Raw genomic sequence first — 13,460 nt, 5'->3', positions numbered from 1 at the left:
AAAATGGAACAGAAATATACGGATTTTTCTACCCTTAGACGGCGAAATAAAGCAATCCTGGTCGAGCGCGCCTTTACCATCTTTGCCCCCCCCGAACACAACACATCGGAGCACAGGGAATCATGGATCGAACGCTTGGTGGAGGGGCATTGTGCCCATGCCTTTATCCACCAATTGAAGCATGGCCAAGTCATTCCGGAAGCTAAATCCACCCCGGAACAGGAGCAGCCTCCAGAGGCGATGGGCCGCCTGCGAGTCATCGACGACAACCTCACCCTGCATGCAGGACTCAAGCGCAAGCTCAGGATCCGGATCGAAAATTTCACCGATCGCGCCCTCCAGACCACCCCGGAGGAGCCGTTGTACGTTGCCTACCACTGGTATCGCGCCGATGGGGAGGTCTATGAATTCGAAGGTGAGCGCACACCATTACCTCAGCCTGCGGTTCCCGGCACAAGGATGGAGATGGCGATGAAGCTCATGCCACCAGACGAGGCAGGAGAATACCGCTTGATGGTCACCATGGTGCACGAAGGTTGCTGCTGGATGGAGGAGGCCGGCATGGATGTGCACGTTCTGAACTTCACGGTTCAGGACTATGATGGCCGTGGGCTCTCCCGGCATGCCCTCTCCGTGTTCAAGCAATTCCAGGCAGTGGAAGCGGAGGTAGGGCATTGATGCGCATCGTCATCGATATGCAAGGTGCGCAGACCGAGAGCCGTTACCGGGGCATTGGCCGCTATACCCTTTCCCTGACCCAGGCCATCGCCCGTCATCGGGGTGAACACGAGATCCTCCTGGCCCTGAATGGCCGTTTCCCGGAGACCATCGAACCCATCCGCGCTGCCTTTGATGGGCTATTGCCTCAGAGCAACATTCGGGTCTGGCATGCCCCCGGTCCTGTGCTGGAAGCAGAGGAAGGCACGGCCCCCTACCGCCTGGCGGCGGAACTGATGCGCGAGGCCTTCCTCCAGAGCCTGCAGCCCGATCTCGTTCACATCCCTAGTCTTTTCGAGGGCTTTGGGGACGACGCCGTTCTGAGCATTGGTCGTCTGGATACCACCACACCGGTCAGCGTCACCCTGCACGACCTCATTCCCCTGATGAACCCGGAGCATTATCTCGATCGCAATCCCCGGTTCGCAGCCTATTACCGCAACAAGATCGACCACCTGAGCCGGGCCGCATTGCTGCTGACCATCTCCAACTCCTCCAGTCAGGAGGCCCTCACATACCTGGATGTGGCAGAAGATCAGGTGGTCAACACCTCGGAGGCTGCGGATGCCCTATTCCGCGTGGTGGACATCGACCCAGGTGAACGCCAGACCTTGCTGGAACGCTGGGGCATTCGCCGCCCCTTTGTGCTCTACAGCGGCGGCGGAGATGAACGCAAGAACCTGCCGAGGCTCATCCAGGCCTACGCCCGCCTGCCCGAAGCACTGCGTCGTCGGCACCAACTGGTCTTTGCCGGACGCATCCCCCACGGCATCGTCGTCGCCCTCAAGGAAAAGGCCCGTGGAGCCGGGCTTGGTGAAGATGAATTCATCTTCACCGACTATGTCACCGATGACGAACTGGTGCGGCTCTACAACTTGTGCCATCTGTATGTCTTCCCCAGCTGGCACGAAGGATTCGGCTTGCCCGCCCTGGAGGCGATGGCCTGCGGCGCGCCGGTGATCGGTGCCAACACCTCCAGTTTACCGGAAGTGATCGGCCATCCCGACGCATTGTTCGACCCCCTGGACATCGCAGCCATCACCGCCAAGTTACAGCAAGTGCTGGAACAGGATGCGCTGCGCCAGCAACTCAAAGACCACGGTGCACAACAGGCCCGGCACTTCTCCTGGGACCGCTCGGCGCGTCTCGCCCTGGATGCCTGGACCCATCTGTTAACCAAGCGAGCGCAGAAGCCGGCTCCGCTCCCCCAGGCCGTGAGCCCCAACCAGTTGATCAGTCAACTGGTACACTCGGTGCGCGATTGGAGTAATGGTGCCAAGAGCGAGCTGGCTACGGCCATCGCCTGCAACCAGCAGGCAGGCACCACGCGGCAACTGCTGCTGGATGTTTCTGAGATTTGTCAGAACGATGCCGCCACCGGCGTACAGCGGGTGGTGCGCAGTTACCTCAAGGCCCTGCTGGAACATCCCCCCCAGGGTTTTGTCGTGGAGCCTGTGTACGCCACGCGGGAGGAAGGCTATCAGTATGCCCGCCAGTTCACCGCCCGTTTCCTGGGCACAACACCAGCCCCCTCCCTGGAAGACACCCCGATGTACTGGCAACGGGGCGACGTCTTCTTCGGCCTGGACATGCAGCACCATGTGCAACTGGCCCGACAGGACCAGCTTCAGGCCCTGCGCCTGGATGGTGTCGTGATCAAGTTTCTCGTGCACGACCTACTGCCCATCCAGTTGGACGGCTTCTTTGTCGACCCCGAGGCCAGGGCGCTGCACGAACAGTGGCTGACCATGATCGCCGGCTTCGACGGCGCCCTGTGCGTATCCCGGGCTACGGCCGATGCCTTGCAGTCCTGGATCCAGGAAGCCGGTATCCAGACTACACCAGGCTTTCAGATCGACTGGGTACACAATGGCGCCGACATCGAGCACTCCCGCCCCTCCACCGGCCTGCCAGTCGAGGCCGAGTCCGTCCTGGAGCGCCTGGCATCCCGTCCCAGCTTTCTCACGGTCTCCACCCTGGAACCCCGCAAGGGCCAGCAGCAACTGCTGGAGGCCGTGGAAATCCTTTGGGATCAGGGCCACGACGTGAATCTGGTCCTGGTGGGCAGGGAAGGGTGGCATATCCAGGCCCTGGCCCAGCGGTTGCGCAATCATCCCGAGCGGGATCGCCGCCTGTTCTGGCTGGAAGGCATCAGCGACGAATACCTGGAACGGGTCTATAAGGCTTGCACCGCCCTGGTGGCCGCCAGCCTCAACGAGGGCTTCGGCCTTGCCCTCATCGAGGCGGCGCGCCATGGTCTGCCCCTCATCGCCCGGGATATCCCGGTATTCCGGGAAGTGGCCGAGGACCATGCCAGCTACTTCACCGGCGAGACCGGCACGGCCCTGGCCGAGCACCTGAATCATTGGCTGGCCCATTACCAGGCCGGCACCCACCCCAAGGTCCAGGGATTGCGCTGGAATACCTGGGCCGAAAGCACCCACCAACTCCAGCAAGCCCTGCTGGGGCGGCACTGCCCGCGACAGCAACTGCTGGTGGATGTGTCCGAACTGGCCCAGCGGGATGCCCGCAGCGGCATCCAGCGGGTGGTGCGCAGCGTGCTCAAGGAATGGCTCACCCATCCGCCGGAAGGCTATCGGGTGGAACCGGTCTATGCCGCACCGGACGAGGCCTACCGCTATGCCCGCGCCTTTACCCACCAGTTTCTCGGCCTGCCCGGCACCCCCGGAGAAGACAGCCTGATGGACCATGCCCCAGGGGATGTCTTCTTTGGGCTGGATATGCAACCCCAGGTACAGATCGCCCATGGGGCGTTCTACCAGAAGCTGCGAAGGGAGGGTGTTACCGTCAAATTCCTCCTGCACGATCTGCTGTCCATCCAGATGCCGGAGCATTTCCCCCCAGGCAATGAAGAAGGTTTTACCCGCTGGCTCAAGACCATCACCGCGACCGATGGGGTGATCTGCGTCTCGCGCACGGTGTCCGAGGAATTGGCGGAATGGATGCAGCACCACGGCCCCGAGCGAACCCGCCCGCTGCAGATCGCCTGGTCCCACAATGGAGCGGACATTGAAGGTTCCGCCCCCACGAGCGGCCTGCCGGACGATGCGCCTCAGGTGCTGGATACCTTGCGAGCCAAGCCCAGTTTTCTCATGGTGGGCACCCTGGAACCGCGCAAGGGCCACGCCGACACCCTGGATCTGTTTGACCGCCTCTGGCAACAAGGACAGGACGTGAACCTGGTCCTCGTGGGAAAGATGGGCTGGAAGGTGGAACACCTGGCCGAGCGCATCAAGACGCATCCCGAGTACAATCAGCGGCTATTCTGGCTCGCCGCCATCAGCGATGAATACCTGCAACAAGTATATGATGCCTGCGCTTGCCTCATCGCCGCCTCCTACGGCGAAGGCTTCGGCCTGCCCTTGATCGAGGCAGCGCAGCAGGGGCTGCCCATCCTTGCAAGGGATATCCCGGTATTTCGGGAAGTGGCGGGGGAGTATGCCACTTATCTGCCCAGGGACATGAATTCGGGGCAATCCGATGCGGTGTTAAAACAGTGGTTGATGGATTATTCCCGAGGACAAGTGCGATCCTCGGCTGGGATGCCTTGGTTGAGATGGCGTGAGAGCTCTCAGTTAATGCTGAATAAGACCCTTTCTTAACTAATAAAAATTAAAAACCCTGCAAGCCCAAGCTCTTTAGGGATTTCAAATGGTAAAAGGTTGTCTATATGGTCGCTGCTGATGCTTATAAAGATTTTTTTGAAATTAATAGTGTTGATTTTTTTGAGGAGCCTTCGTTTTTCTATGAGTGGGACTTTGCAAGTAAAAATAAAAATATAATTACAGAGGGGTTGTCTGGATTTGAAGAGTGGGGCTGTTGGAGTAATGGTGAAATAGTGGAGTTGAAAGTTAATAAAAATATTATTTGCGGTAATTTTCTGTATGTGTATTTTCGACCATATATCAATGATAAAATAAATAACTCTGTTTCTTTTGTTTTTTCTGCGGGAAGGTTTAGAAGAACATTTAAGGCAGGCTGCTCATATAACAGCAATATCCATTTTGTCAAAGTCCCTTTGGTGCTTTTGGATTTTTGTTCCAATGGATTTGCTTCAATTAATTTCAAAATTTTGAATCCGCGTTCACCTTCAGAGTGCGGTTCGGCTGACACTAGAAGACTAGGTCTGGGTTTTCTGAGGTTGGGTATTGGTGATGCTGATATCGAGCAATTAACAATAAGTAAGTTTGGTGGTTTGGTTTGCAATGGTAACACTGCTCACGAGTTTGATAGCAGAATTGCACCTGAGGCTTATCGCTTAACCTATATAATGCAGAAAATAATGCAGTACTTTAATATTAGGTACTACTTTTCCTCTGGGACATTGTTAGGTGCAGCACGGCACAAAGGTATGATACCATGGGATGATGATATAGATTTGTGCTTACTAGAAGATGATGTTGATAATTTTGAATCAAAAGTTGTCCCACTACTGGTTGCGCTTGGTTGGAAGGTAAATAAAAATCCAGACCCCTCAAATTGGGTTGGTTTCAATGTTGTTTCAAAGAATAGGCAAATAAGAGACTATCCTTCGCCCTATTGTGATGTTTTTATAGTTAGGGATGTTGGCTCTAGATTAGTTGATTTGAAGGGTTTTTTACGTGCAAAGCCTTTCTATGATGATGTATTTCCAACAAAGCTTATGGATTTTGGTGGGTTTGGTATTTCAGTGCCTAATAATCATGAAGCTGTACTTTGTCAGGATTTTGGAAGTCAATGGTATTTGTCGGCAAATAAATATAATCATGCATTCAAGCAGTTTGAGATGATTTCTGATGAGGTTGAGGAGTTTTTACCAGCTGGACCATTTATTAAAATTCCTGCAGGTTTTGAGTGATTTTAACCAGACTTGGGAAATCCCCCGGCTCTGCCGGGGTGACAGTAGAAGTTTGACATTGTAGGGAGTCCATTGGGAAAACTCCCGGTTGTGAGCCGCCAAGCACACGACACAGGAGAATCCCAATGGACGAATTTGAGAGCCTAAGCCACTCAAAGTGGGAGTGTAAATATCACGTGGTATTCATCCCGAAATATCGTCGCAGGGTCCTTTTTGGCCAATTGAAACGACATTTGGGGGAAGTTTTCCATCGGTTGGCGAGGCAGAAGGAAAGCTGGATTGAAGAGGGGCATGTGATGCCGGACCATGTGCATATGCTGATTTCGATCCCACCAAAGTATGCGGTATCGCAGGTTGTGGGGTACATCAAGGGCAAGAGTGCGATTCACATTGCCCGGGTGTACGGAGAGAGGAAGCGGAATTTTGTGGGCCAGAGTTTCTGGGCCAGGGGATACTTTGTATCGACGGTGGGGCGTGATGAGGAGACGATACGACAGTACATCCGTCACCAGGAAGCCGAAGACAAGCGACTTGACCAGATGAAGCTCTGGAACTGAAAGCCACTTTCAGGTGGCCCCATGTTTATGCCGCTTTGAGCGGCTCACATATTAAAGCCCCCGGCTTTGCCGGGGGATACTTACTTTAAATTAATTTAAATTAATTTGGGATTTATATGAAAAAAGTTTATGTGGGTATGAGTGCTGATCTGGTTCATCCAGGCCATTTAAACATTCTAAAAGAAGCTGCCAAACATGGTGAAGTAATTGTTGGTCTGTTAACTGATAAGGCGATTGCAAGCTATAAGCGTATTCCTTACATGGAGTTCGAACAGCGTAAGCTTGTAATCGAGAACATTAAAGGTGTCTCTAGGGTGGTTCCTCAGGAAACGCTCGACTATGTTCCCAACCTGCGTAAGTATAAGCCAGACTATGTGGTTCACGGTGACGACTGGAAGGAGGGTGTCCAGCGTGAAACCCGCCAGCGAGTCATTGATACCCTGGCTGAGTGGGGCGGTGAACTGGTGGAAGTGCCCTATACCAAAGGTATTTCGTCTACACAGCTTAACAAGGCGCTCAAGGAGATAGGTACCACTCCGGAACTGCGTCTGAAGTCGCTGCGTCGCATGCTGCTGGCCAAGCCCTTGGTTCGCTTCCTCGATATCCACAATGCCTTGAGCGGCCTGATCATCGAGCACGCCTACCTCGATACTCCGGAAGGTCGTCGGGAGTTCGACGGCATGTGGGGCAGCTCGCTGACTGACTCTACTGCCAAGGGCAAGCCGGATATCGAAGCCGTTGATGTCTCGGCGCGCATGACCACCCTCAACGAGGTGCTGGAAGTCACCACCAAGCCGATCATCTACGATGCGGATACTGGCGGCCAGAGCGAGCACTTCCAGTTCACCGTGCGCACCCTGGAGCGCTTGGGGGTCTCGGCGGCGATCATTGAGGACAAGACCGGCCTCAAGAAGAACTCCCTATTCGGCAACGATGTGGTCCAGACCCAGGATACCATCGAAGGGTTCTGTCACAAGATCCGCGAAGGCAAGAGGGCCCAGGCCACCGATGAATTTATGATCATTGCCCGTATCGAAAGCCTGATTCTCGAAAAAGGCGTGGATGACGCCTTCGAGCGTGCCAAGGCCTACCTGGAGGCGGGGGCCGATGGGATCATGATTCATAGTCGTCAGAAGTCTCCCGACGAGATTTTTGAATTCTGCGAGCGCTACAACCAACTGCCCAACCGCAAGACCTTGGTCGCTGTGCCCTCTAGCTACAACCATGTGACTGAGGATGAGTTGCAGGCATATGGCATCAATGTGGTGATCTACGCCAATCAGCTGCTGCGTAGCGCCTACCCGGCGATGATGGAAACAGCGAAGTCTATCTTGACCCATCACCGCTCCGCCGAATGCGATGAGCGCATGCTCTCCATCAAGGAGATTCTTGAGTTGATTCCGGGTACCAAGTGAGTAAGTGAGCGAGACAACATCATGATTGAACCTAAGGAATTCGTGGATGCGCTGGCCGAGCAGAGCATCGAGTTTTATGCCGGCGTACCGGATTCGCTGTTGAAGGATTTCTGCGCCTATGTGGATGACCACGGCAAGCAAGGCCAGCATGTGATTACCGCCAACGAAGGTAACGCCGTGGCCATGGCCAGTGGTTACCACATGGCCACCGGCAAGAGTGCGGTGGTCTACCTGCAGAACTCGGGGCTGGGCAACGCCATCAACCCGCTGACCTCCATCGCCGACAAGGAGGTCTATCAGACCCCGATGCTACTGGTGGTGGGCTGGCGGGGCGAGCCCGGCGTCAAGGATGAACCTCAGCATATCAAGCAGGGGCGCATCACCCCCGAGCAGCTGGAGTTGCTGGAGATCCCCTATCAGGTGGTGGCGGCCGATAGCGATCTCCGTGAGCTGGTGCGCTGGTCCCGTAACATGCTGGACGAGACTGGTGCCCCCGTGGCCTTGCTGGTGAAGAAGGGTGCCTTCGCCGGCTACAAGAGCCAGCGTAAGCCAGCGACCAATGCGACTCTGCAGCGCGAATCCGCATTAGACGTGTTGTTGACACTGGCCGGTGATGCCTCCATCGTCTCCACCACGGGCAAGACCTCCCGGGAAGTATTCGAACTGCGTGTTGTCCGCGAAGAAAAGCAGCGCGATTTCCTGACCGTGGGCGGCATGGGCCATACGGCCTCCATCGCGCTGGGCGCTGCCATGGGGCGGCCGGACAAGCCGGTGGTGTGTATCGACGGTGATGGCTCGGCGCTGATGCACCTGGGTGCGCTGCCCATCATCGGCAGCCTCAAGCCCGCCAATTTCACCCATGTGTTGCTGAACAATGCCGCCCATGAGTCCGTGGGTGGTCAGCCGACCGTGGCCGACCGCACTGACTTCCGTGCCATTGCCCTGGCCAGTGGCTATAACGCCTATGCGATGGCCTCCACTCCTGATGAACTCAAGGCTGCCTGGGCGCAGCTTGCCGATGAGCCTGGCCCTGTCATGCTGGAAGTGCGGATCACCACAGGCTCGCGCAGCGACCTTGGACGCCCCACCAGCACCCCCCGGGAGAACAAGCAGGCGTTCATGGAATGGCTAAGCAAATGAGCCAACCCCAGCCCATTCACTTTCATGCCCAGCCAGGCTGGAAGTTCTATAATCCGGTCAAGCTCACTGTGGGGCGCGGATGCCGTCAGGCCTTGGTGGAAGCGCTGGCGAACCAGACGCTGCTGATCGTCACCACGCAGCGCGGTCGGCGTCAGCTGACCGAGGATGCCCTGCTGGGTGCGCTGGTTACCCAGAACCGCGTGCTGTGGGTGGATAGCGTGCGCGAGAATCCGGGATTGACCGACCTGCAGGCCGAGATCGATCGGCTGCAAGGGGAGGCCTTTGACGCGGTGATAGCCTTCGGCGGCGGCAGCGCCATGGATGCGGCCAAGGCCCTGAACGTAGCCCTGGCCCCGGAGTGCCGCGCGCACAGCCTGCAGACGCTGCTGGTCGATCCTGCGCGCCATGCCGGCGCTCGGCCCAGGCCGCTCTATACCGTGACCACCACGTCGGGCACCGGCAGCGAAGTCACCCCCTTTGCTACCGTGTGGCACCACGAGATCAAGAAGAAGCTCTCCTTGGCCGGGCCGGCGGTGTGGCCGACGGCGGCCTTTGTGGATGCGGCGCTGACCGATAGCGTGCCGCTGTCTGCGACGATTTCCACCGGGTTGGACGCCATCAATCAAGCGGCCGAGTCGCTCTGGAACCGCAACGCCAACCCCATCACCCTGGGCTATGCCATTCGCGCCCTGCAACTGGGCTTTGCCGCGCTGCCACCGCTGGCCAGGGGGGAGGGCGGCGAGGCCGCCCGTGACCAGATGGCCGAAGCCAGCCTGCTGGCAGGGCTAGCCATCAGCCATACGCGCACGGCATTGTGTCACTCCATGTCCTACCCCATTACCGCACACTTCGGGGTGCCCCACGGCTTGGCCTGCGCCTTTACCATGCCAGCGGTGCTGCGCCACAACCTGCAGGCTGAGGACGGCCGCTTTGCCCAAGTGGCGCTGGCCCTCACCGGTAGCTCAGACCCGGCAGGTCTCGTGGCGTGTTTCGATCAGTTGCATGAGACGATGCGGGTGCGTGAGCGTGTGATGGTACATATCCCCAGGCTCGACGCGCTTCTTGCCCTGGAGAGCGAGATGTTCACGCCGGGGAGGGCGGATAATAACTTGGTGGATGTGACGACCCTGACCAGTATTCTTGAGGCCGCGTGGGGAGAGTGAGAGGAGCCAGCATCGGGGGGAGCGATGACCACTATGTTGCTGGTAGCAATAAAGTAGACCCCAGATATCTGGAAAGCCTCCTCAAGCATAACCATTTGCCAAAGTATTCGAGACTTGCTGGAACAGAGATGAAATAGGGAGGTAGCTTGAAAGCCCATGAATTGATTGGCCGCAGCGGCATCGCCTTCGGCACCAGTGGTGCCCGCGGCTTGGTAGAGCAGTTCACAGATGAGGTATGCGCAGCCTTTGCCACGGCGTTTCTTACCGTGATGCGCGAGCAAGGTGAGGTGGAGTGCGTAGCCCTTGGCATGGATCGGCGTCCCAGTAGCCCTGCCATGGCGGCTGCCTGTACAGCGGCCGCCCGAGCTTTGGGGGTCCGGGTGCTGGATTACGGCATTCTGCCGACTCCGGCTTTGGCGCTGCAGGCCATGGCGGATGGCATGCCGGCCATCATGATCACCGGCAGTCATATTCCCTTCGATCGTAACGGCATCAAGTTCTATCGGCCGGAAGGTGAGATCACCAAGGCGGATGAGCAGGCGATTTTGACGATGACCGCTCGTTTGCCGGTATTTGGGGCCGTTGCCCGTGAGCCGGAAAGTGCTCTGGCCGTGCAGGGGTATATGGCTCGCTATTCGCAATGGTTTGCTGACCAGCCGCTGGCGGGCAAACGTGTGGGGCTGTATCAGCACTCCGCCGCCGGGCGCGATCTCAACCGTGATGTGCTTGAAGCCCTCGGCGCGGAGGTGGTTGTTCTGGGTCGCAGCGAGCTGTTCGTCCCGGTGGACACCGAGGCGGTGAGCCAGGAGGATCGTATCCGGGGGCGTGATTGGGTTGCCGAGCACCGGCTGGATGCCTTGTTGACGACGGACGGTGATGGCGACCGTCCGCTGCTGGCTGACGAGCAGGGCCGCTGGTTGCGCGGCGATATCGTGGGTCTGCTGTGTGCCCGGGAACTGGGCATTCAGGCCTTGGTGGTGCCGGTGAGCTGTAATACCGCGATTGAGGCCTGCGGTGCCTTTGAGCCGGTGCTGCGGACCCGAATCGGTTCGCCCTATGTGCTGGCAGGTATGGAGGAACTGGCGGGGCAGTATGATCGGGTGGCGGGTTTCGAAGCCAATGGCGGATTTTTGTTGGGCAGTGTCATTGAGCAGGGTGGTCGCCGGTTGGCGGCGCTACCCACACGGGATGCGCTGTTGCCGGCGCTGACGCTACTGGTGGCGGCGGCTCGCCGTGGCAAGCCGCTGTCCTCGCTGGTATCGGATTTGCCGTCTCGCCATACTGCCAGCGATCGTCTCAAGGATTTTCCCTCTGACCGGAGTGGGAGTTTGCTGGCAGCGTGGCGCAAGGACCTGGCCGCCATGCAGCAGGCTCTGGGGCTGGAGCAGGCCATTACGGCACTGGATGAGACGGATGGGCTGCGTGCCACCCTGGAGAATGGTGATATCGTGCATCTGCGCCCTTCCGGCAATGCGCCGGAATTGCGGTGTTATGCGGAATCGGACAGCGAGGCTGGTGCATTGGGGCTGGTGGAGCGGTGTCTTTCGGGACTGTGCGTTAAACGGATTGATGTTGATTGATCTCAAGGGGGGGCAGGTTCGGCATCCTGCCGCCAGGCGAAGTTCCTGCGCGGGATGGGGGTGGCCCGGCGGGTGTTTGAGCGGCGGGCGGTGGTGTAGGCTATTGGCTTGCAACAGGAGTGGCCATGACCGATCAAGACACCGCCCGGCCCACGGATCATGACAGCAAACGGGGACATACCATGCAAGTTGCCATCGACCTGCCCAGCGACCTCGTCGCGTTTCAAGGTGCCGCAGACACCCGTCAGGAGTTGCAGACCGCCTACGCCTTGTGGCTCTTCCAGCGCGAACGCGTGACCCTCGCAAAGGCTGCCGAAGTCGCTGGGGTTTCGCTCTATGAATTCATGAGCTTATGCAAAACCAATCAAATCCCTGTCATCGACATGAGCCGTGATGAACTGACGGCAGAACTCGAAGGCCTTGGGAAAACATGATTCTGATTGCGGATGCCTCCGCCCTGATCGCTCTGTCAGCGTGTAACAGCCTGCCCGTGCTGGACGCGCTTTTTGGCACGGTTCTGGTGCCGGAAGGCTGTCTATCTTGAAATCACCACCGAGGATAAACCGCATTCCGAATCGCTCCGGCGCTACTTGCAAGGCAAGGTTCGTCAGGTCGACATGCAGCAGGCTCTGGGGCTGGGGCAGGCCATCGCGGCACTGAATGAGACGGACGGGCTGCGTGCCACCCTGCTGGCGCCGCGTTTCGCGGACAGGGCCGCTCCCGCGGGGGGGGGGTGCGACGGCATGGATGTGGTCAAGCAGATGAGCCTGTGCAAGAGTATGATGGTGGAGCGAGTGACAGTGACAGTGAGGGTGATATGATTGCTGATAAAAAAATTGCTCGTGTACGCAAGTATGAACGTAAAGATCCTATGCAGGATACTCGCAAGTTGATGAAGTTTGCGCGGACTGCTTCAACTATGGCGATCCAAAAGCAACTGAAGAATGGCGTTCCGGTTGTTTTTGTGAAGGATGGGAATGTGGTTGAAGTGGGTGTTGATGGTAAGGAAAAGGTGATAAAGCATGTAAAACCTAAAAAGCCTTTCGATCTACAAGCCTATCTATGCCAAGACTCCGGTTAATTGCTGGCCCGAATGGGTCAGGCAAAACAACACTTGCTCGCTACTTGATCGCTCAGGGCGTGCCTTTGGGGCAATATGTAAATCCTGATGATGTCGCAAAATATATCTCCTTTTTCGACGTTCTTCATGGCGCATCGGATGCTCTAGATATCGAATTGCCTTGTGCAACTGATGGCTTGGAACGGTTTGCTGCCATGTTTGCAGATATGCTGGCCCAGCGTATTGCTGTTGGGTTGCGAAGTGAATGGGTTGACGCTCGCCTGTCTCTGACTTATGAGTCTGTGATGAGTCATGAGAGCCATCTTGAGTTTGTTGATGACGCAAAAAATGCTGGTTTCGAAAGCTATCTTTATTATATTTGCACTAATGATTCATTTATCAATCAGGAACGAGTGGGCCGTCGTGTGTTAGCCGGAGGGCATGGCGTTCCAGCAGATAAAATTATAAGTCGCTATAAAAAGAGTCTGGCACTTTTACATGTGATGGCAAATAAGTGTAAGCGTGCGTACTTTTTCGATAACTCGGGCGACAACCATATTCATTTTGCCGAGATCACCCCTGATGGCTATCTTGATATTTACCAGAAATATTTTGATCAAGCAAATCCAGACTGGTTCGTGAGCGCTGTGTTAGAAAAGTGGGACCATGACAAGGTAAGACTCGCATCTCTTTAATCTAGGGTGAGAAGGACAGGCATTCGAAGTGTTGTGAATTGATGGAAACCGTGGCCAGGGTGGTGGGATTTGACGGGGAGATTGTCTGGGATACCACCAAGCCCGATGGCACCCCGCGCAAGCTGATGGATGTATCGCGCCTGAAGGCGTTGGGATGGCGGCATCCATTGAGCTGGAGGTGGGGTTGCAGGATGCCTACCGGTGGTTTTTGGATCACCAGGATGATTTCCGGGGGTGACGGGGATGAGTTGGCTGGATGCCCCCGCCGCCGTTGC

At 56.9% G+C, this 13,460-nt stretch carries 12 protein-coding genes and 1 pseudogene; all 13 read left to right on the top strand.

Going from position 1 to position 13,460, the window contains the following annotated elements:
• Positions 1–3 precede the first annotated feature (3 nt).
• Entirely contained in the window at positions 4–678 is a 675-nt protein-coding gene (locus ACLF6L_RS09190) for a hypothetical protein (RefSeq protein ID WP_412851516.1), read from the top strand.
• Positions 678–4,340, top strand: coding sequence for a glycosyltransferase family 4 protein (locus tag ACLF6L_RS09185; RefSeq protein WP_412851515.1), 3,663 nt, complete (start codon positions 678–680; stop codon positions 4,338–4,340). Before ACLF6L_RS09190 ends, ACLF6L_RS09185 begins: the two co-directional genes overlap by 1 nt.
• A 68-nt stretch (positions 4,341–4,408) precedes the next feature.
• Positions 4,409–5,575 carry a LicD family protein gene (locus tag ACLF6L_RS09180; protein WP_412851514.1) on the top strand — a complete coding sequence of 389 codons (1,167 nt, stop codon included), beginning with the start codon at positions 4,409–4,411 and terminating at the stop codon, positions 5,573–5,575.
• A 125-nt stretch (positions 5,576–5,700) separates the two neighbouring features.
• The gene (gene tnpA / locus ACLF6L_RS09175; RefSeq protein ID WP_412851513.1) at positions 5,701–6,132 is read left to right on the top strand and encodes an IS200/IS605 family transposase; all 432 of its coding nucleotides are present in this window, start codon (positions 5,701–5,703) and stop codon (positions 6,130–6,132) included.
• Between the two features lie 116 nt (positions 6,133–6,248).
• The gene (aepX, locus tag ACLF6L_RS09170) at positions 6,249–7,547 is read left to right on the top strand and encodes a phosphoenolpyruvate mutase (RefSeq protein WP_412851512.1); all 1,299 of its coding nucleotides are present in this window, start codon (positions 6,249–6,251) and stop codon (positions 7,545–7,547) included.
• Between the two features lie 21 nt (positions 7,548–7,568).
• Positions 7,569–8,687 (top strand): phosphonopyruvate decarboxylase, encoded by a 1,119-nt coding sequence (aepY, locus tag ACLF6L_RS09165; RefSeq protein WP_412851511.1) that lies wholly within the window; start codon positions 7,569–7,571, stop codon positions 8,685–8,687.
• Entirely contained in the window at positions 8,684–9,850 is a 1,167-nt protein-coding gene (locus ACLF6L_RS09160) for a phosphonoacetaldehyde reductase (RefSeq protein WP_412851510.1), read from the top strand. Before aepY ends, ACLF6L_RS09160 begins: the two co-directional genes overlap by 4 nt.
• Positions 9,851–9,996: 146 nt before the next feature.
• Positions 9,997–11,430, top strand: coding sequence for a phosphomannomutase (locus tag ACLF6L_RS09155; RefSeq protein WP_412851509.1), 1,434 nt, complete (start codon positions 9,997–9,999; stop codon positions 11,428–11,430).
• Positions 11,431–11,555: 125 nt separating this feature from the next.
• Positions 11,556–11,864, top strand: a complete 309-nt coding sequence (locus ACLF6L_RS09150) for a UPF0175 family protein (RefSeq protein WP_412851508.1) — start codon at positions 11,556–11,558, stop codon at positions 11,862–11,864.
• 156 nt (positions 11,865–12,020) lie between these two features.
• The gene (locus ACLF6L_RS09145) at positions 12,021–12,251 is read left to right on the top strand and encodes a hypothetical protein (protein ID WP_412851507.1); all 231 of its coding nucleotides are present in this window, start codon (positions 12,021–12,023) and stop codon (positions 12,249–12,251) included.
• Complete coding sequence (locus ACLF6L_RS09140; protein WP_412851506.1) at positions 12,248–12,511, top strand: hypothetical protein; 264 nt, start codon at positions 12,248–12,250, stop codon at positions 12,509–12,511. The genes ACLF6L_RS09145 and ACLF6L_RS09140 overlap by 4 nt, the downstream gene beginning before the upstream one ends.
• Positions 12,493–13,185 carry a zeta toxin family protein gene (locus tag ACLF6L_RS09135; RefSeq protein ID WP_412851505.1) on the top strand — a complete coding sequence of 231 codons (693 nt, stop codon included), beginning with the start codon at positions 12,493–12,495 and terminating at the stop codon, positions 13,183–13,185. Before ACLF6L_RS09140 ends, ACLF6L_RS09135 begins: the two co-directional genes overlap by 19 nt.
• Before the next feature lie 35 nt (positions 13,186–13,220).
• Positions 13,221–13,423, top strand: a pseudogene (locus ACLF6L_RS09130) (GDP-L-fucose synthase); the annotation flags it as partial.
• Between the last annotated feature and the right edge of the window lie 37 nt (positions 13,424–13,460).

Origin of the sequence: Ectothiorhodospira shaposhnikovii (genome assembly GCF_047222355.1) — a bacterium.
GTDB lineage: Bacteria > Pseudomonadota > Gammaproteobacteria > Ectothiorhodospirales > Ectothiorhodospiraceae > Ectothiorhodospira.
Note: the sequence above shows the minus strand (reverse complement) of the source record. Positions and strands in the feature narration are given on the sequence as shown.